Genomic DNA, 17,340 nt, shown 5'->3' on the forward strand with positions numbered 1-17,340 from the left:
GCCCGGACCGCATCAACTACACTTCACGCGGCCGAGAATGAGACATTGGCGGTGGCTGGGGCAGAGTCTGGCCAGGTGGAGGCTGGCACATCGTTCATCTCGGCGGCCAGACGATGCCCCGGTGCGTCCAACCGGGGCATCGCTTGGCCGCCACGTCGTTGATGGGCGCCAGCCGCTTTCTGGCCAAGCTCTGCCCCGGCCACCGCTTGCTCGCGGAAAATGTCTCATTCTCGGCCGCGTGAAGTAATAAGACCTCCGTAAGCGACGTAGGGACGTAAGGTGTTCTCGCCGCGGCGGCGGGTTGCTCTTGCCGCCTGGCGGCGAAAGCACTAGCATCCCGCACCCATGTCGCCTCTTCGCTTCGTACACGAATGCGCCGCGGACGCCATGACGCAGGTGGAAAGGATTCCAGATGGCAGCCACTTTGGCCCAGCTCGCGGAACTCGTCGACGGCACCCTTTTCGGCCCGGCCGACTTGCAAATCCACGGCGCGGCGACGCTCTCGACGGCAACCGCAAACCAGATCACCCTCGTCGATTCGCCCGACAAAGCGCATCGGCTGCAACACTCGGTCGCGGCGGCCGTGGTGGTGCCGCGGCAATTCGTGCCCGAACCTTGGCCGACGATCCAGGTCGACGACGTGCATGCCGCGTTTGCCAAGATCGTCTGCCATTTTCGCCCGGTGCGGCCTCCGCGGCGAATCGGCGTCAGCCGGCACGCAATCGTCAGTCCGTCGGCGCAGATCGGCCCCGACGTCGACGTCCACGCGGGGGCGACGGTAGGCGACGACGTTGCGATCGGCCAGGGGAGCACCATCCACGCGGGCGCGCGGATCATGGCGGGTTGCCGCATTGCCGAGCACGTCACCATTTTTCCCAATGCGGTGCTCTATGAAGGGACGGTCGTCGGGCCGCGGACGGTGATCCACGCCAATGCCGTGCTGGGGGCTTACGGCTTCGGCTACGCCGTGGTCGACGGCAAGCACCAGTTGTCGGCCCAGCTCGGCTACGTCGAGATCGGGGCCGACGTGGAGGTGGGCGCCTGCACGACGATCGACCGCGGCACCTACGGCCCCACCGTCATCGGCGAAGGGACGAAAATCGACAACCAGGTGATGATCGCCCACAACTGCCGCATCGGCCGCCACAACATGCTCTGCTCGCAGGTCGGCATCGCCGGCAGCACGACGACCGGCGACTATGTGGTGATGGCCGGACAGACCGGCGTCCGCGACCACGTGCAGATCGGCGATCGGGCGGTGGTGGGCGCCAAGTCGGGAGTGCCCAACGACATCGACGCCGGGGCCGTGGTGTTCGGCATCCCCGCCCGGCCGGAACGCCACCAGAAGCTCATCCTGGCCGCGATTGCCCGTTTGCCCGAATTTCGCCGTCAACTGAAGGACGTCGAGGCCGCCGTCGCCAGGCTGGAGGCGCGGCCCGGCGCCGATGGACCCAGGGCGGTGGCATAAGCGATGGCCACGCTATCCGAGCAGACCGGGCGACCGACCGCCGCGCCGGGCGAGCCGATCGGCTTGATGGCCGGCTGGGGACGCTACCCGCTGGTCATCGCCGAGGCGATGCGCCGCCAGGGTTTCGAGGTCTATTGTCTGGGCGTCAAGGGACATGCCGACCCCTCGATCGCCGAATGCTGCGCCGATTTTCAGTGGATCGGGCTGGGCAAGATCGGCGGGGCCTGCCGCTATCTTGTCCGCCACGGCGTGCGGCGCGCGGCGGTGGCGGGCAAAATCCACAAGCACCTGCTGTTTCAGCGCGCCGCGTTCCTCAAGCACCTGCCCGACTGGCCGACGCTCGCCGCCTTCTACCGACACTTTCTGCTGCACCAGCGCGACCTGCGCGACGACACGCTGATGAGCACCATGTTGGGCATGTTCGCGCGGGCCGGAATCACGGTTTGGCCCCCGACTGACTTTGCACCGGAGTTGCTCGTGAAACTTGGCCAATTGACGCGCCGCGGGCCTTCGCAGCCCCAGCACAACGACATCGCCTTCGGTTGGCGGTTGGCCAAAGAGATCGGGCGGCTCGACGTGGGTCAGAGCGTGGCCGTGAAGGGCGCCACGGCCCTGGCGGTGGAGGCGGTGGAGGGGACCGACCAGTGCATTCGCCGGGCAGGCGAACTTTGCAAGCAGGGCGGCTTCACCGTGGTGAAGGTCGCCAAGCCGCAGCAAGACATGCGTTTCGACGTGCCGACCGTCGGCCTGCGGACGCTCCAGACCATGCGTGAAGCCGGCGCCACGTGTCTGGCGATCGAAGCCGGCAAGACGGTGATCGTCGACGAGTGCGACGTGGTGCGTTTCGCCGACCAGCACGGCATCGCCATCGTGGCCCTCTCGGCCGACGGCGAGCATGCCTGACGCTTGGCCTCGCTCGCCGGACGGATACAATTTGTCAGGCGGCCCTTTGTCATACTCGTCACGTCATCAGGAGGACGCGCCGTGAGCACGTCGCGCGACGCGGAACGTCATGTGGAAGACGTCGAAATCCGCGGTCATATAATCGACAGCCTGATTCTGCCCAAGGTGCTCGACATCATCACGAGCCGCGGTGGATCGTTCCACATCAAGCGGATCACCATCGGCCAGGCCCGCCGCGATCCCAGCTACGCGCTCGTCGAAGTCTCGGCCCCCGAGGCCGAAGGGCTGGCGGACATCCTCAGCCAGATTGCCGATCATGGGGCCGTGCCCGCCACCGCCCACGACTGCCAGCTTGCCGCCGCCGATATGGACGGCGCCTTCCCCGAAGGCTTCTACAGCAGCACCAATCAGCGCACCGAGGTGCGGCTGGCCGGACAGTGGTTCGCCGTCGCCGACCAGGAAATGGACTGCGGCATCGTCGTCGATCTCCAGCGCCACTCGGCCCGATGCGTGCCGATGATCGAGATTCGCTCGGGCGAGCAGGTGGTGATCGGCCACAGCGGCGTGCGGGTCTTGCCGGAAGAGCGGGCCGCCGAGCGGAAGATGTTCGAGTTCATGGGCAGCGCCGTCTCGACCGAGAAACCGAAGGGGCTGGCGGTGCGAGAGATTGCCCGTGAATTGGCCCGCACGCGCCAGGCCCGCGGCCGCGCGTTGTTGGTCGGCGGACCGGCCATCGTCCACACCGGCAGCACCGAGCACGTTTGCCACCTCATCCGCGAAGGCTATCTGCACGTGCTCTTTGCCGGCAACGCGCTGGCCACGCACGATATCGAGCAGGCATTCTTCGGCACCAGCCTCGGCGTCCACATGGAGCAGGGCATTCCGACCGAGGAAGGCCACGAGCATCATCTGCGGGCCATCAACCGCATTCGCCGCTTGGGCGGCATTCGCAAGGCGGTCGAAACCGGGGCGCTCACTTCGGGCATCATGTATGAGTGCGTCCGCCACAACGTCGACTTCCTGCTGGCCGGCAGCATCCGCGACGACGGCCCGCTGCCCGAAGTGATCACCGACGTGCTGGTGGCCCAGCGCGAGATGCGGCGGAAGCTGCACGACGTGAGCTTTTGCCTGATGATCGCCACCACCTTGCACTCGATCGCGGTGGGCAACCTGCTGCCGGCCTGGGTCAAGGTGGCGTGCGTCGACATCAATCCCTCGACGGTCATCAAGCTGAACGACCGCGGCTCGTTTCAAACCGTGGGCCTGGTGACCGACGTGGAGCCGTTTTTGCGTTCGCTGGTGGCGGAGTTGAAACAGATTGGTCCGTAGTCCGTGGTCCGTTGTCCGTAGTCCGTGGTCCGTGGTCGGTGGTCCGTGGCAACTGACCACGGACCACGGATCCGGCATCGGTCGTGATATCCACTATGACGTCCCTCCCCCATATTTTGATGTGCCCGCCGGACTTCTACGGGATTGAATATGAAATCAATCCCTGGATGAGCCGGCTTCGGCAAAGCGACCGGGCGGTCGCCCAGCGGCAATGGAGCGACCTGCGGGCGTTGCTCGAACGTTTGGGGGCCCGGATTTCGACCTTGGAACCGGTGCAGGGGTTGCCCGACCTGGTGTTCACGGCGAACGCGGCCATGATTTATCATCGACGCGCGGTGCTAGCGCATTTCCGCCATGCACAGCGGCAGGGCGAAGAGCCGATCGACGAAGCCTGGCTGGCCGGCCACGGGTTTCAAGTCGAACACGCTCCCAGCGGCGTGTACTTCGAGGGGGCGGGCGACGCGCTGTTTTGCGGCGAAACGTTGTTCGCCGGCTATCGCATTCGCAGCGACGCGCGGGGGCATCAGCAGATCGGCGAGATGCTCGGCTGCCACGTCATTCCGCTGGAGTTGGTCGATCCGTATTACTACCACCTCGACACGTGCTTCTGCCCGCTCGCGCCGGGCTGTGCGATCTACTACCCGGCCGCCTTCGATGAATACGGCGCCAAGGTCTTCCAGCACGAGGTGGACGACCTGATCGCGGTGCCCGAAGACGAAGCGCGGCGGTTCGCTTGCAACGCGGTGGTGGTTGGCCGGCACGTGGTTACGAACACCGGCTCGCCCACCTTGCACGCCGAGTTGCGCGAGCGCGGCTTCGAGCCGCACGAAACGCCGCTCGACGAGTTCGTCAAAGCGGGCGGCAGCGCCAAGTGCCTCACCCTGCGGCTCGACGGCGAGGACGCCGCGGGCTGGAAGCACGAGACGTGATTCACCACCACGTCCAATATCCGCCGTACCAGCCGGGCGGATAGGTCACGCGATAGTCGTAGCCGCCGAAGAAGGTTCCGCCCGGCGGGGCAAAGGGACCCGCACTGCCGCGAAAGTAGCTGTTCTGCATTCCGTAGCGGGCAGCGGGGGCGGAACTCGACGACACGGGATAATTGGGCTGCCGGGCGGTGAACGGGGCATACGTTCCATACGGCGCGTAGTAGGCGCCGTAAGGTGCGTAACCCGCGTATCCGGCCTGACCGCCATAATAGACGCGGGCGGGCGCAGGGCATTGACCATACGACTCGACTGCCAGGCCACCCAGCGCGATTGCCAGCGAAAGCACGACGACTCTCATGCCACACCTCCTGAAGTTCTTCGCCGGCGAAGGGGAACGACTATTTGCAATGTAGGTCATCCGGGGCACGTTTTCAAGCGTGGCGTAACGGGATCTCACGGTCTCGGCAATTGTGGGCACCATCCGCGGTCGCGCCTGCTGGCGACGCGGTCAGCTCGCGGCCAATCGCTGGCCTACGTATCGCCAAATCGCACGCGGAGTGCTGTGCCGCTGGAAGAATTCCTGGGCCTGCCGGCCGATCTGCCGGCAGGCGTCGCGGTGCGCGCGGCACCACTCGATCTGGTCGATCAGATCGGCATAGTCGTCGCGGCAGGCCACGTAATGCTCGCCCGCCACCAATCGCTCTTCCAAGGGCGCGATGAAGAGGTCGGGCGAAATCGTGCAAACTCCCAACCCCAACAGTTGGTGCTGCCCCCGATCGAGATGGTGATTGTCGGCGCCGGGCACGCAAACGGTCACCAGCGAATCCGCCGCGCGCCGCCAATAACCGGGCCGATCGGTCCAATCATCGTCGAGCGCGGCCCCATACCGCTCCTGCAGCACGCGCCGCGCGTGCTGCCGGCGGGCCGTCTTTCCACCCGGCAGCTTTTCCTCCAGGTAATCACGCTGGCTGTACACGACGCGCCCGCCCTCCGCGCGATACCGGAGCTCGCGGCATAACCGCTCGTATTCGTGCCAGTCGAGAAAGCTGGTGATCGGGAACGAGCCGATGCCGGGAAACGGGGCGAACAGCGGCGTGTAGGTGAACCGCAGCCAATGTTCGAAGCCGCCCACCGCCGCATCGACGAGCACGTAATCGCTGATGTCGATCGCTACCGGCACGCCATCGACCCGCAGTTCATAGGCCGACCAGCAGAGCATGCCCAGCGCCGCGTCGAAAACAACCTCGATTTCCGGCAACGCCCGCAACGTCGATACGACGTATCTCCAGGCTTCCAGGTGGCAGCTCCACTCGCCGTGCGCCAGGGCGACGCTTTCCGGCGGAAGGCGGACTTGTTTGGGCAGCATGGCACTCCTCTCTGTAGATGAGGGATGAGGGATGAGGGATGAGGCCTCGAGGATCAATGGGCCTCATCCCTCATCGCTCTACCCACCTTGACCAAAAACTCGCTCCACCGCTCGGCCATGGCCTGGGCCGTGTAATGTTGCCAAGCCACGCGCTTGGCCCGTTCGGCGACCGCCTGGCCTTCGGGCCCCAGGGCGCGGCGGACGGCCACGGCCAGCTCGCCGGGCGAGGCGCCGACACGCACGCCGACGACCATTTGCCCGTGCAACTCCTCTAATTCGGGCACGGCCCCGACGCGGGTGGCCACGGCGGGCACGCCGCACAGCCAGGCTTCGGTGAGGGCCAACGAAAAGCCTTCGCTCGGGCTGGCCAGCACGAACACGTCGAGCGCGGCCAGCGCGTCGCCGATCTGCTCGACCGGCGGCACGAAGATACTGTTCGGGGCGATGGCGCAAACCTCGGCCTCGACCTCGTTCTCGTGCGCCCCGCCGCCGACGTAAACAGCGCGGAAACGCCCGCCCAGTTCCCGCGCGGCGAGGGCCGCGGCGAGCGGGTTCTTTTCCCACGAGAAGCGGCCCACGTAGCCCAGCAGCAAATCGGCCTGGGCGGCGCCCCATTGCCGCCGCGTTTCGTCGCGCGGCACGGTCGGCGCGCAGCGTGCATGGTCGGCGCCGTTGTGAATGACGACGGCCCGCGAATCGCGGAATGCCGCGGCGGCCGCCTTGGAAACGCCCACGAGGTGCTGCGCGGCGTACTTGCCGCCGTCGAGCATGCGCGCCGTGCTCGGCGCCGAGCCATGCGCCACGATCACCACCTCGCCCGAGAACCGCCGCGCGGCCATCAGCCGCGCGAAATGGCCCGAGCCCCAGGCCACGATCACATCCGACCGTTGGCACAGCGCCTCCAGCGCCGCCTCGGCCGACTCGAACCGAATCACGCCATCCGCCTCTCCCTCGCGGAGAGGGCCGGTGTGAGGGTCCTTTTCTCCCTCTCCCTCCGGGAGAGGGCTGGGGTGCGGGCGCGTCCCATCCGGCCCGCCGAACAGCGGCGCAAACTCCGCGGCCTCGGCGCACATCCTGGCATCCGCCGGCGCCGCGTTCAACAGCGCCACTCCCGCCGGCACGACCCTCTCACGATCCAAATACCGCAGCAGATTGACGATCCATCGTTCCGCGCCGCCCAGGACGAGGTTGGGCGTGACGAATCCCACGCGCACCCGCCCATCGCCTGCCCCGCGGTGCGGTCTGTAGGGAACGCCCTCGGTGGCGTTCCAGGCCACACCCTGCGCGGCGTTCCGCGGCCGCAATGCCTCCGCGGCGTTCCGTAAATCCGCGGCGGCCTCGTAGGCCGACAGCAGGTCATTGGCCGTGAACGGCCGCGGCTGGGCAACGGTGGTCCGCAGTTCGCAGCCCGAGCAGGTGCGGTCCGTCACCAGGCCGTCGCGGGCTCTGACCGCCGGATGCCGGCAAGCATACAAGCCACACCTCCCCACGGCCAAGCGGTAGCGGCAACTCGCCAGCTTGGCGAACGCCTGTCGGGTGCCTCCCATATCGTTGCCGCCGCTCATCGCTTTCTCGAAACAAGACGTTTTGATAGAGAACACCTTGATGGACTCTTCTCCCTCACCACACCAGAGCGCCGAGCGGACACTCGCACTTCGCCCCGCCCGCGTTGAGCCATTGGCAGGATGGCCTTCCTAGGCCGTCGCTTCGCCTATTTCCGCTCGGGACGGTCGGAAGCCGATCCTCGCAATGTCCGCTCCCCAGACGATCCTCGATTCCTCAGTCGTAATACGTCGTCCATCTGCACGGACGCGGACCTTCACGAACGACCAGCACCACGCGGCCAAACTTATCGAACTCCTGATAGAGCACACCGTCGCGCTCGCATCGTTCCGCGCCGCTAGCGGCGCCCCGGCTGGCGACGGCGCGTGGGGTCGGCAACGCTGTACACGCCGCCAGAAGCGCGAGCACGCCGTGAAACACTCCGCGGCGCGAAACGACCACCGAATCCGTCATCATGGCTGATCCTTTCTGAAGTCAGAAGATTTCGATAATTCGCCATGCCCCATAGACACACACCCGTTTCAATGTCCTCTCCAAGCCACTATTCAACAATTGCAGTCTCCCGCCGGTCCCGGCACGGACTGGCGAGCCAGGCGGTTTTGGTGCGGCACCCCTTCGGAGCCGCGTTCGAGGATGGAGACGACAGGATCTCCCAAGTTCCTGGGGAACCCCGATTCTCCATCGGCGCATGTTCTTCGACCCAGGCCGGCTGCGTGCATCGCACCAGGGCGATGCTGCACCGAGGCCCCAGCTACGCGAAGCACAGGGGCGCCGACATTGGTTCCTTCGAGGCTCAATTACATGGCACTTGGACTGGCTGTCTGCGCTTCGCAACGTCGGTTGCCCGACGCCGCGCAAGACTCGCTTCCAGTGGTTGGTTAGACCCTCCTGGGCGGGCTTCGACCCGCAGGACTCCTACGGAAGGGTTTCGATTTGCTCCCTTATATTTCTACCTCCTTTCCCGAGTTCCGCTTGGCGCGATCCCGTTTCTTTGCCCTCGTACACTATTATAGACAGCTGCCCAACTTATTTTCTTACACTGCCCTACTGGTCACGTGCTCGGTCGGCGGAATTCGCGTTTGCCTGCTTGCTTGTGTTAACCCAGCATTGCGGCAACTTTGATTGCAGGCGCTCAATTGCGCGTTCGGAGAGCGCGCATCCACGGACGGAAAGGTAGGCCAGTCCGTTCATTGATTCTAAGTGGCGCAATCCTCGATCTGTGATGTTCGTTTGGTCGATCGTCAATGAGTACAAGCTGCGGCACATCGCCAACTCGGCAAGACCGGAGTCGGTGATGCGAGCGCCGAAGACGAAGAGTACTTCCAGCTTACGTAGATCCTTTATGCGCAAAACGGCGTCATCGGTAATCGGCGCGTTAACGACCCAAAGCTCTTTGAGCCCCTCAAGCTTGCAAACCTCCTTTACGCCGCGATTGGTTAAAGGCGAGCCATCAAACTTAAGAACCTCGAGCCCGCGGCACGCGCGCAGCCGAGCGGCCGTCTCACCGGCGACCAGCGTACGGTAAAAATGGAGTTCCACGAGGTCGCGGCATCCGGCTAAGTGCCGAAGCCCGCAATCAGATACGGGCGCGTCGATAAAAGCCAAGAACTTCAGCTTTCGCAGCGAGGCCACGTGCAGCAAGTCTGCATCATGAATCGACCCGTTCGACAGAGTCAGATATCTGAGCTCCGGCAATCCGGCGAGAAACGCGAGACCATGTTCGCTGAGGCGTACGCGCGGGGCGATCTGCACTCTAACGACATTGTCGAAGAAGTCGTCGCCAAGGAGCGACCTCGCCAACCGCCAGCCCGTTGCGCCGCGCGGACGAGCCTCCGCCTCCCAATCGTAAGTGAACGACCCTCCAATTTCTTGTATCTGCTTCGCGGATAAACGCTCACGGCGCTTCGCGTGAATGCGCGGAGCGGCCACCGCTAGCAGGAACGAAATGATCGTCAGAACAAGGATTACCGTGCGAAGCGTGAAGCGGCCGCGCAAGTGGATCGGGAGCGTCAGCCAGCGCGCGTTCGGCCGACCTCTATGACCCGAACTGGCCTCTTTCTTTAGTGATCTCACGGGTAGTCACGGGCGCTTGAACGTCGTAGGCCCTGTGCTAGCGTCAATCGTCGCCTTATCGCACGGCGGGCACGACTGGCAGGGCTTGGGCTTAGGAAAGTTGATTTTCCAACTAACGATAGTATCGGTGTTTCCCTTGTTGTACGGTGTAGTGCCGATGCGGAGCGTACCGGCTGGTGGATCGGGAACACACTGACAGGATTTGCACACGACGTCGCAGAAGAAGACGAATTCCACTTCATTGCAGTTCTCCTTTTTCGTTTTGTCCGTAGTGACATCATGTTTGAAGAAGCTCGTTTTTGCGTGCGTGCATCCACTCGGAAGATTGAAGAGGTAATCCAACTTACCGACCTTCGGGACCCCAACCTCGTGGGCCAGCATCTGCTCCTCGCTGACCAAGTCGCATTCCTTACCTGTCCACGATGAGAAGTCCACGATAATTAGGTACGTGCTTTGGCCGCCGGAGCATCCGTCTCCATAGATCGCGGCGTAATCGGTCTTCGCGACACGGTCACCGATCTTAAACGGGGTGCTCGCATGGGCCTCGCAGTCGAGGCCCAGAGGGTCTGCGGCGCCAATCGGTCCGTTGCCCGCATAACGATATAAATTCGGGTCACCAACGTCAATGGGCACTAGGTCCGCAGTAAGCCAAGTACCGAGAACTGGAATCAGGAACCGATATCGGACGTAGTAGACTCCAACGCCGCTGTCCCACGCGTAGGCACCGAAAAGAGTTGCCCAGTCATACGCGGAAGTAGCGATTACAGCGAAATCGCCCCTGAGAAACGTGGGCTGTCCATAGGCAGCGTAGAGATAGCGTTCGACGACATTTGCACTGGTGTCGGTGGTGGCTGTGACATTCGAATTTGGATCTTGCAGTGCGTAGAGGCGCTCCGTGTTACGATCCCGTACGAGCAGGTCATTGATGTTTCGCAGGCCCCAGACAAACTGCCGATCAGACGTCGTCTCTGCGCTAACGCGCCCCTCGAGGGTCTGCCAGTTCAGCGAGAGGTAGTAATCCCGCGACGTGCCAGCAGCAAGCGTGGAAACGCGCCGGCTCTTGCCGTCGTACGCGTTTTGCTGGATCGGCGCACCGCTGCTCAAAACTTGGACCATTCGGTTCCACGCGTCGTACGTTGCCTGGGCCGCGGTCGATGGAGCGGTCGGTTGCGGAAACTGAGTCGCGTTCCCAGCATGATCATAGGCAGGTATGACCCAGCCGCCGCCGGTGAGGTCGGTGATCTCGTTCACGGCGTTCTCCGTTCCTCGTTTTCCGTTCCCGTTCCGTTTTCCGCGCCCAGCGCCTAGCATCCAATTGCACGCCCAAGTACTCCAATTACCAGCCAGAGCAGACCCGCTAGTACAGATAAAAACGCGGTGGCCAAGCGCGGCTTGCGTACTAAAGCAAATACGGCTGCTAGTAACATCGCGGCGGACACTACCCCGAACAAGCGATTTGCCGGAGCTGCGTCAAGGATAAAATAGACGGGGCCCCAAAGTACATTGTTCATGACAGTTCTCCTGAGCTACGGGTTGAAGCGTGTGTATGCCGTGCGGCCCGGACGCCGAGTCGCCGGCTAGAGCAACAGGCACGTCGCACCGCCTGATCTTTTCAGCGTTGGATGCGCTCCGTGGTTTGATCCTAAACAACATTCGCGGGACAGCCTTTCCCGTTGTTTGGAGGTCGCCATGTGAGGTATGTATTGAGCATGCCAGCAGCGTTACACCAATTGAACGGGACCACGTCAACAAAATAGTGCGAAAGCGTGTCAATCGGACCGACAGGTGCAACCTCATCGGGTGTTCCGGCAGCGGCACCACCCGTTATCAATGTGCCGGCGGCGTCGTAACAACATTGCTGTCCTGGTCCGCCGTCGACTGTTGGTATCGATCGCACACATTCGTTCGCCCCCGGGTGAAACGTTTGGCTCGCCTCTTCTGGATCGTACCAACCGGGAGTTCCAGCGGCAGGAATGGTGCATGGACAGTTGGGGAGGGTAGCGAGCCATCCTGCGCCGGCCGAAGCCTGCGAATTGGCCCAGTCCTTGCACTTCTGCGCATCCGTCTTGCTGCCGAGATTCGGCGGAGGACAGCCTGGTCGATACTGGAGGCCACTGGGATCCGTTCTCGTTATTGGGGAGTCTCCTGCATATGCATATAAGTTCGGTGACGGCGGCATGCTGCCAAGCGGGTCTCGCGAGATAAAACCGCCAAGTATTGCATGAAGCCAACGGTGGCGAACTACATATAAGCTAGTAACTGCTGCCCAATGATAGCTGCCAAAAAGGAGTTGCCAGTCAAATCTAGATGAGGAGATCACAACGAACGACGAGTTACGGAAAACCGGCGAACCATAAGCTGCGTAACTATACCGCTCCTGCACGGCACCGCTGGGGTCGCAAATTGCGGTGACATTCCAGTTGGCATCCTGCATCGAGTAAAACCGCTCGCTGCCCCGATCGCGAAGAACGAGGTCGTCAATGTAGCGCATGCCCCAGACGAACTGCTGATCGGGAACAGCGGACGTCCCGACGCGCTCCTCCACACACTGCCATTCCGCGGTGTAATAAAAGTGCATCAGTTCCGCCGGCGTTGACTCGGTCACGCGGCGGCCTTCACCGTCGTAGGCGCTTTGCTCGATGAGTGTTCCACCGCTGGAAACAGATGTCATCCGATTCCAGGCATCATAAATCGCGGCGTCAGCGGTTATCGGCACACTTGCCTGGGGGAATTGAATCGTATTTCCGGCGGCATCATAGGCCGGCACGACCCATCCGCCGCCGGTGATGCCGGTGATCTCATTGGCCGCGTTCGCCGTGCGGGTTTGCTGAAGCGTCCAAGCGCCGCCGGTGTCCGCCTGGTTGAAGGTCGACCAGTTTCCGGTCGCGTCGAGTCCCCAAGCCTGCGTAAGATCTTCCGTGCCCGAAACGATGCCGGTGTTAGTGGAATTAAGCTGACCGCGATCGAGGCGGGCCAAGCGGTACAGCCCATCATGGGCATAGAGTTCGTCCAAGAAGACGCCCGCGCCTTCAGCGACCGTGTTCTTGCGCCACAGGCGATTGCTGGCGCGGTCGTAGCCGTGCTGGATGCGGTCGAGGTCGGCGTTCGTGGCCGTGTTGTACCAACGGTTATCGGCGACCCGATTGAACCGGTCGAGACCCGTGTAGGGATCGATGCCCGCGCCGTTGATGAGCGACCAGGCAAGCTGCGGCTGCGGCGAAGTGGCCTGCACGAACGTGTCGGCGCCAATCCGCGTATAATCAACCAGGTGCGTGCCGTCGCTGTCGATCAGGCTTGCCACTCGGCTCAAGGTATCGTCGATCTCACCGGCGGCGCCGTAACTCATCGTCACCAGCCGGCCGTTGGGATAAAGCAATCCCGTGGGGCGGATGGTGTTCGCCGAGCCGTCGGCGTATTGATAGCCGATCATGACAGACGTGCTGGTGTCGACGGACCCGTTGTGTTCCTGATACTCGGCTGTGCATTGCTCGAACGAGTTGTAGACGCGCAACACGTCGTTCACGACGTTCGTGCCTGCGGTGTCGGAGAAGCTGGCGACGTGCCCCAGCATCCCACGGATCTCGTACGTGCGGCCAATGCGAAGCACGGAGCCATCGACTCCCGAACCGAGCGTGGTGATGCTGTCAAAAATGTCGCGCCCAAGGAAATCGTGACCGTAAGCATGGACCGTGCCGTTCTGGTCGGCCAGTTGCTTGCGCTCGCTCTGACGGTTGACTAGGTAAGACACCGTGCCGCCGTCGGCGTAGACCATCGACGATAGCACGTCATTGCGCGCCACGTCCGAGGTGCCGAGAGTTGTGCCGTAATTGAAGGTCGTGAGCTGATCGCCGGTGGTGGCATTCAAGGCTTTCATCGTAGCCATGAAATTATCGGCGGTGTAGGTCCATTGAACCGTGACATTTACGTCACCCGTTGAAGGCTGGCCTTGCTGGTAGTTGCGAATGAACTGCATGCGACGACCGGCATCGTCCAGCGTGGTCTGCGTGACGGTGGACGCTGAGTCGATGGTCTGATATGGCTCGCCCCGGCTGTTGTAGAGAGTCAGCGTCACCAGCACTGAGTCGGAACTAGCGGGAACCGCGGCGGGTCGCGCGAACGGGGCGTCGCCATTCGTGCCGTATTCGGCCACCGCCTGGTTGCGGCCAACGCCATCGGGATACATGGCCGCGTAGGTCACCCGGGCCTGCGGCTGCGGCCCGCCGGGTTCCGTCAAGGGCCCCAGGCCGGCGGCGTTATGGAACCGCTGGCGAATGGTGGTTTGGATGCCATCGCTCGCCTCATTCCAAGTTGCCTCGACTTGCTCGACAATGCTGGCGCCGCTGATATCGGCCGCTTGCCCGTAGGTGGGCGTGGTGGAATAGTAGCCAACGTACTGGACCGTTTGGCGATTCAGCGCGTCGTACACTGGCTTGGTGAAGGCGCTGGAACCAGCCGGCAACTGCATCATCACATTGCCTGTCGGGTCGTACCAGGTATTGTCGGTCAGGGAGTTGCCGACCGCTCCGGTATTTGGATCGACGCCGTAGCGGATGCTTTGATAGACGCGACCACGGTTGTCGTAATTTGTCGCCGAGCGGCCGATCAACGTGCCGGTTGCCTGCGCGTGACGATCGACGCGCATGATGCGATCCATCGTGTCGAACGTGTTGACCTGATACGAGTCCTGCGCCAGGTTGATTTGCACCTGACGATTGCGCCAGTCGTACTGCATGGCGGTGACGCGGTTGTTGGCCGAACTGCCGTCGACGGGCATGGGCTGCTGCGTCTGGTTGCCATCGCCGCCGCCCGCGCCGCTGTCGTAAACATTGATCTGCACGGCGACCATGTTGTTGCCGGCCACACCACCGCCAGTCGGGTCGGTGTCGGTGGCGCCAGTGTCATTCGTGCCGATCCAAATCGAGAGCGGCAGATTGCGCGCATCATGCACCGTGCGGGCGATCGTGCCGCCGCCGTTGACCACGCGGTTTTGCCGGCCGATCGAATCGAAGCCGAAATCGGTCTCGTTGTAATTGACGCCTTTCGAGCCGCTCCCGCTCGCGGGTATCAAGAAGTAAACCTGGGTGGCGGTTTGCTGGTCGTTGTCGCTGAAGACATCGTGCGTCCAGCGAACATAGCTCGATTGGCCGAACGTGTCGCTGGGCAGCAAGGGCCCGGCCGTGCTTGCGCGCGTGGCCGAGATCTCGTTGGTGATGTTGCCATCGCCGTCCCTGATGGTGATGGCAACCGGATTGACGAGCGTGTAGGTGTAATTCGGCCCCGTGCCGGTGGCGTAGGCTTGGGCGGTGCGGACCTGCATGTTGACATCATCGAACACCGCCCATGAAGCGCTTCGCACGACGGTGGCCACTCCGCCCAAGTCGATCGCGTGCGAGGGACCGAGCGATTGGATGGTGCGCCCCAGATTGTCGAGCGTGAAGTCTGTGACGAGCGCCATGCCGGTCGCGTCGTCCACGCGCCGCAGAAGGCCGCCGGTCACAATGTCCGTGACGAACTGCGTAACAACCCCACGCTCATTCGTCGAAGACGCGGCATTGCCCCAGTGGTCGAATTGGTCGACGCGGCTTTCGGCCACGCCCGAACCGTTCTGGCTTGCTGGGACGATCGGCCAAATCGTCGTCCGCTGCTGAACGGCCGTCGTGCCCGAGAAGAAGGTATAGGCCAGGTTCGTCGTGACCGGCTGCGTGCCGGCGTCATCGCGATAAGCGGTAACCGCGGTGGTGGGATAGATTGTCACTCCGCCCGCCGACACTTGCGTGTACTCGTACTGCTCGAGCACGATCGGCGTGCCGCCCGTGCCCTGCTGGACCGACTCGCTCTGCGTATATCCGGGCGCCGTCGAGCCGTAATAACTGTACCTGCGGATCAACCCGCTGTTCGCGTTGTAAACGATGCCGAGATTGTTTTGCGTGTCGTCAAAGCTGGCGACCGCCGAAGGATAGGCGTACTGGTCCACATCGGCGCGGTCGTTGAAGTGGACTGCCTCAATCCACTTCTGCGACCCGCTGGCGAGCTGCTTCAGAAGGACGCCCTGGACGAAGTTCGAATACGCCGTGACCACGCTGCCATCGGGCCGCGTTTCGACCGTCTTGGTTTTCCAGTTGTTGAAATCGTTGAAGTAGCCAGGGTTGGTGTTCGTCGTGAAAGCGAACCGGTGGGTGTAGAGCCCGCCATTTGTGGTTTCTAACGTGACGTGGCGATCGGCATCGTATTCCAGGTAGAGGTCGGCGAAGCCGGCCACCTGCGCATCGGTGGCCGTCAGCGGATTCAGCCCGGCGGCCAACATGCGGTCGTAGGCGGCGCTGTTCACCACGTATTTCAAGCAGTGCGGCAGCGCTCCGCCGCCCGTGGTCGTCCAATAGCGGTAATAATGATCGTCGATCGTCTGCCAGGCAGTGCCATTCCAAGTCTGCACGGTGGCCGATTGCAGATCGCCCGGCAAGCCGTTGGGATCGCCGCTGCCGTAGTAGGCGTAGAGCGCCTGCCGCACGTTCTGCCACGCGCCGCCGCCTACCTGCCGCCGGAACAACACGCCGGCCAGATCGACGCCGGTAAAGCTGTACAAGAACGACTCGATCGTGGTAACGCCGCCGCTGGTATAGCTGCGCTGCACCTCGCCAATGCCCAGGGTGGTGGCAGGCGCGTAGCTGGTGACCACGATGGCCTGACCGCCGGCAACGCTCTGGCTCTTCAACAGCCCCGGATTGGGGGAGCCAGCATTAAAGTCGTTGAAGATGGTAAGCTGGCCGTTGGGGGCGGCGAAGTTGAAGACGCCCGCGGTGGCGTCGTGCGTGAGCGTGTTCTTCGTGCCGAAGCGGCCGACGTAAACGCCGTTGATCATATCAAACCAGTCGGTCGAGCGCGTGCCGCGGACAACCATGATCGTGCTCGCCCCTAGTTGCATAAGCTTGGGCAACTGCCGTACCAGCCAATTATAGCCGTTGCCGTAATCCCAATCGCCACCCAGGCGGTTTGAAAAGATGCGCGTATGGCCGAATTCCTGGCCGAAGCCGGAGGCGGTAAGATCCGTGTTGGCGAGCGTGATTTCGCCGTTGCCGTATCGCACCGGGCGGTCGCTGTAGGTCGGAATGTGCATCGGGCTGTTGGGCACCGACGTCAGCGGCGAGGGCGTCGGCGTCATCGTGCCGCCATCTTCGCACGGGCAGGGGCAGACACAGTGGCAATCCGTCGTGCAGTCAATGGGACCCGCAGCCGCGCGACGAAGAGGAGCTGGAGCTGCCGCCGGCCATGAGGGCCATGGCGGCCCGCTCGGCGGCGGTCGGTTGGGCGGAGATGTCGTAGCGCGCGGCGGCTCCAGGCTGGAAAGCCGGACCTACGGCCGCGCGGATCGGCTTGAGGGTAATGGTTTCCGGCCACCGGCAGCCCGCGGCCAGAGAGCCGTCGAGCCGAAGGGTGATGGGCTGGTCGATGGCGGCCGAAGACGTGCCGGTCCAGCGCGGGCCGGGCACGCCGCCTTCCAGCGCGGCGCTCAACTCAAGCTCGCGAAGGCGCGGACGCGCGCTGAGCGTCGCGCGGTACAGCCGGCAGTGAGGGTCGAACTGGACCTCCCAGCGGCTGACGGCAGCGTCGCGGTCGACGAGGTCGAGAATGTAATCGCCGTCGAAGCGGGCGGCGTCCTGGCAGGTTTCCGGCCGCACGCCGGAGATGGAGAGGCGGAGCTGGTCGGGAAG

At 63.4% G+C, this 17,340-nt stretch carries 13 protein-coding genes; 5 read left to right on the forward strand and 8 right to left on the reverse strand.

Going from position 1 to position 17,340, the window contains the following annotated elements; all coding sequences use genetic code 11:
• The first annotated feature begins 113 nt into the window (after positions 1-113).
• The 5 genes from VNH11_02220 to VNH11_02240 all read left to right on the forward strand — a co-directional run bounded on the left by VNH11_02220 (position 114) and on the right by VNH11_02240 (position 4,629).
• Complete coding sequence (locus VNH11_02220; protein ID HVA45176.1) at positions 114-242, forward strand: hypothetical protein; 129 nt, start codon at positions 114-116, stop codon at positions 240-242.
• A gap of 170 nt (positions 243-412) precedes the next feature.
• Positions 413-1,468: a UDP-3-O-(3-hydroxymyristoyl)glucosamine N-acyltransferase gene (lpxD, locus tag VNH11_02225; protein ID HVA45177.1), complete on the forward strand. Its 1,056-nt coding sequence runs from the start codon at positions 413-415 to the stop codon at positions 1,466-1,468.
• A 3-nt stretch (positions 1,469-1,471) separates the two neighbouring features.
• A complete protein-coding gene (gene lpxI / locus VNH11_02230; GenBank protein ID HVA45178.1) occupies positions 1,472-2,371 on the forward strand; it encodes a UDP-2,3-diacylglucosamine diphosphatase LpxI in 900 nt (299 codons plus the stop codon).
• A gap of 81 nt (positions 2,372-2,452) precedes the next feature.
• A complete protein-coding gene (locus VNH11_02235; GenBank protein ID HVA45179.1) occupies positions 2,453-3,700 on the forward strand; it encodes a TIGR00300 family protein in 1,248 nt (415 codons plus the stop codon).
• A gap of 95 nt (positions 3,701-3,795) precedes the next feature.
• Positions 3,796-4,629 (forward strand): arginine deiminase-related protein, encoded by an 834-nt coding sequence (locus VNH11_02240; GenBank protein HVA45180.1) that lies wholly within the window; start codon positions 3,796-3,798, stop codon positions 4,627-4,629.
• A gap of 1 nt (position 4,630) precedes the next feature.
• Here VNH11_02240 and VNH11_02245 read toward each other — a convergent pair whose 3' ends face one another.
• The 8 genes from VNH11_02245 to VNH11_02280 all read right to left on the reverse strand — a co-directional run.
• The gene (locus VNH11_02245; protein ID HVA45181.1) at positions 4,631-4,987 is read right to left on the reverse strand and encodes a hypothetical protein; all 357 of its coding nucleotides are present in this window, start codon (positions 4,985-4,987) and stop codon (positions 4,631-4,633) included.
• A 150-nt stretch (positions 4,988-5,137) separates the two neighbouring features.
• Positions 5,138-5,995, reverse strand: a complete 858-nt coding sequence (locus VNH11_02250) for a glycosyl transferase family 90 (GenBank protein HVA45182.1) — start codon at positions 5,993-5,995, stop codon at positions 5,138-5,140.
• Positions 5,996-6,048: 53 nt separating this feature from the next.
• On the reverse strand, positions 6,049-7,596 hold the full coding sequence (locus VNH11_02255; protein HVA45183.1) for a glycosyltransferase family 4 protein: 1,548 nt from the start codon (positions 7,594-7,596) through the stop codon (positions 6,049-6,051).
• A gap of 178 nt (positions 7,597-7,774) precedes the next feature.
• Entirely contained in the window at positions 7,775-8,014 is a 240-nt protein-coding gene (locus VNH11_02260) for a hypothetical protein (GenBank protein HVA45184.1), read from the reverse strand.
• Positions 8,015-8,602: 588 nt separating this feature from the next.
• Positions 8,603-9,553 (reverse strand): hypothetical protein, encoded by a 951-nt coding sequence (locus tag VNH11_02265; protein HVA45185.1) that lies wholly within the window; start codon positions 9,551-9,553, stop codon positions 8,603-8,605.
• 84 nt (positions 9,554-9,637) lie between these two features.
• Positions 9,638-10,882, reverse strand: a complete 1,245-nt coding sequence (locus VNH11_02270; GenBank protein ID HVA45186.1) for an RHS repeat-associated core domain-containing protein — start codon at positions 10,880-10,882, stop codon at positions 9,638-9,640.
• A gap of 391 nt (positions 10,883-11,273) precedes the next feature.
• Positions 11,274-16,790 (reverse strand): RHS repeat-associated core domain-containing protein, encoded by a 5,517-nt coding sequence (locus VNH11_02275; protein ID HVA45187.1) that lies wholly within the window; start codon positions 16,788-16,790, stop codon positions 11,274-11,276.
• Between the two features lie 55 nt (positions 16,791-16,845).
• Positions 16,846-17,340: hypothetical protein (locus tag VNH11_02280; protein ID HVA45188.1), on the reverse strand; the 495-nt coding region annotated here is incomplete at its 5' end.

The organism is Pirellulales bacterium (genome assembly GCA_035533075.1).
Lineage (GTDB): Bacteria > Planctomycetota > Planctomycetia > Pirellulales > JAICIG01 > DASSFG01.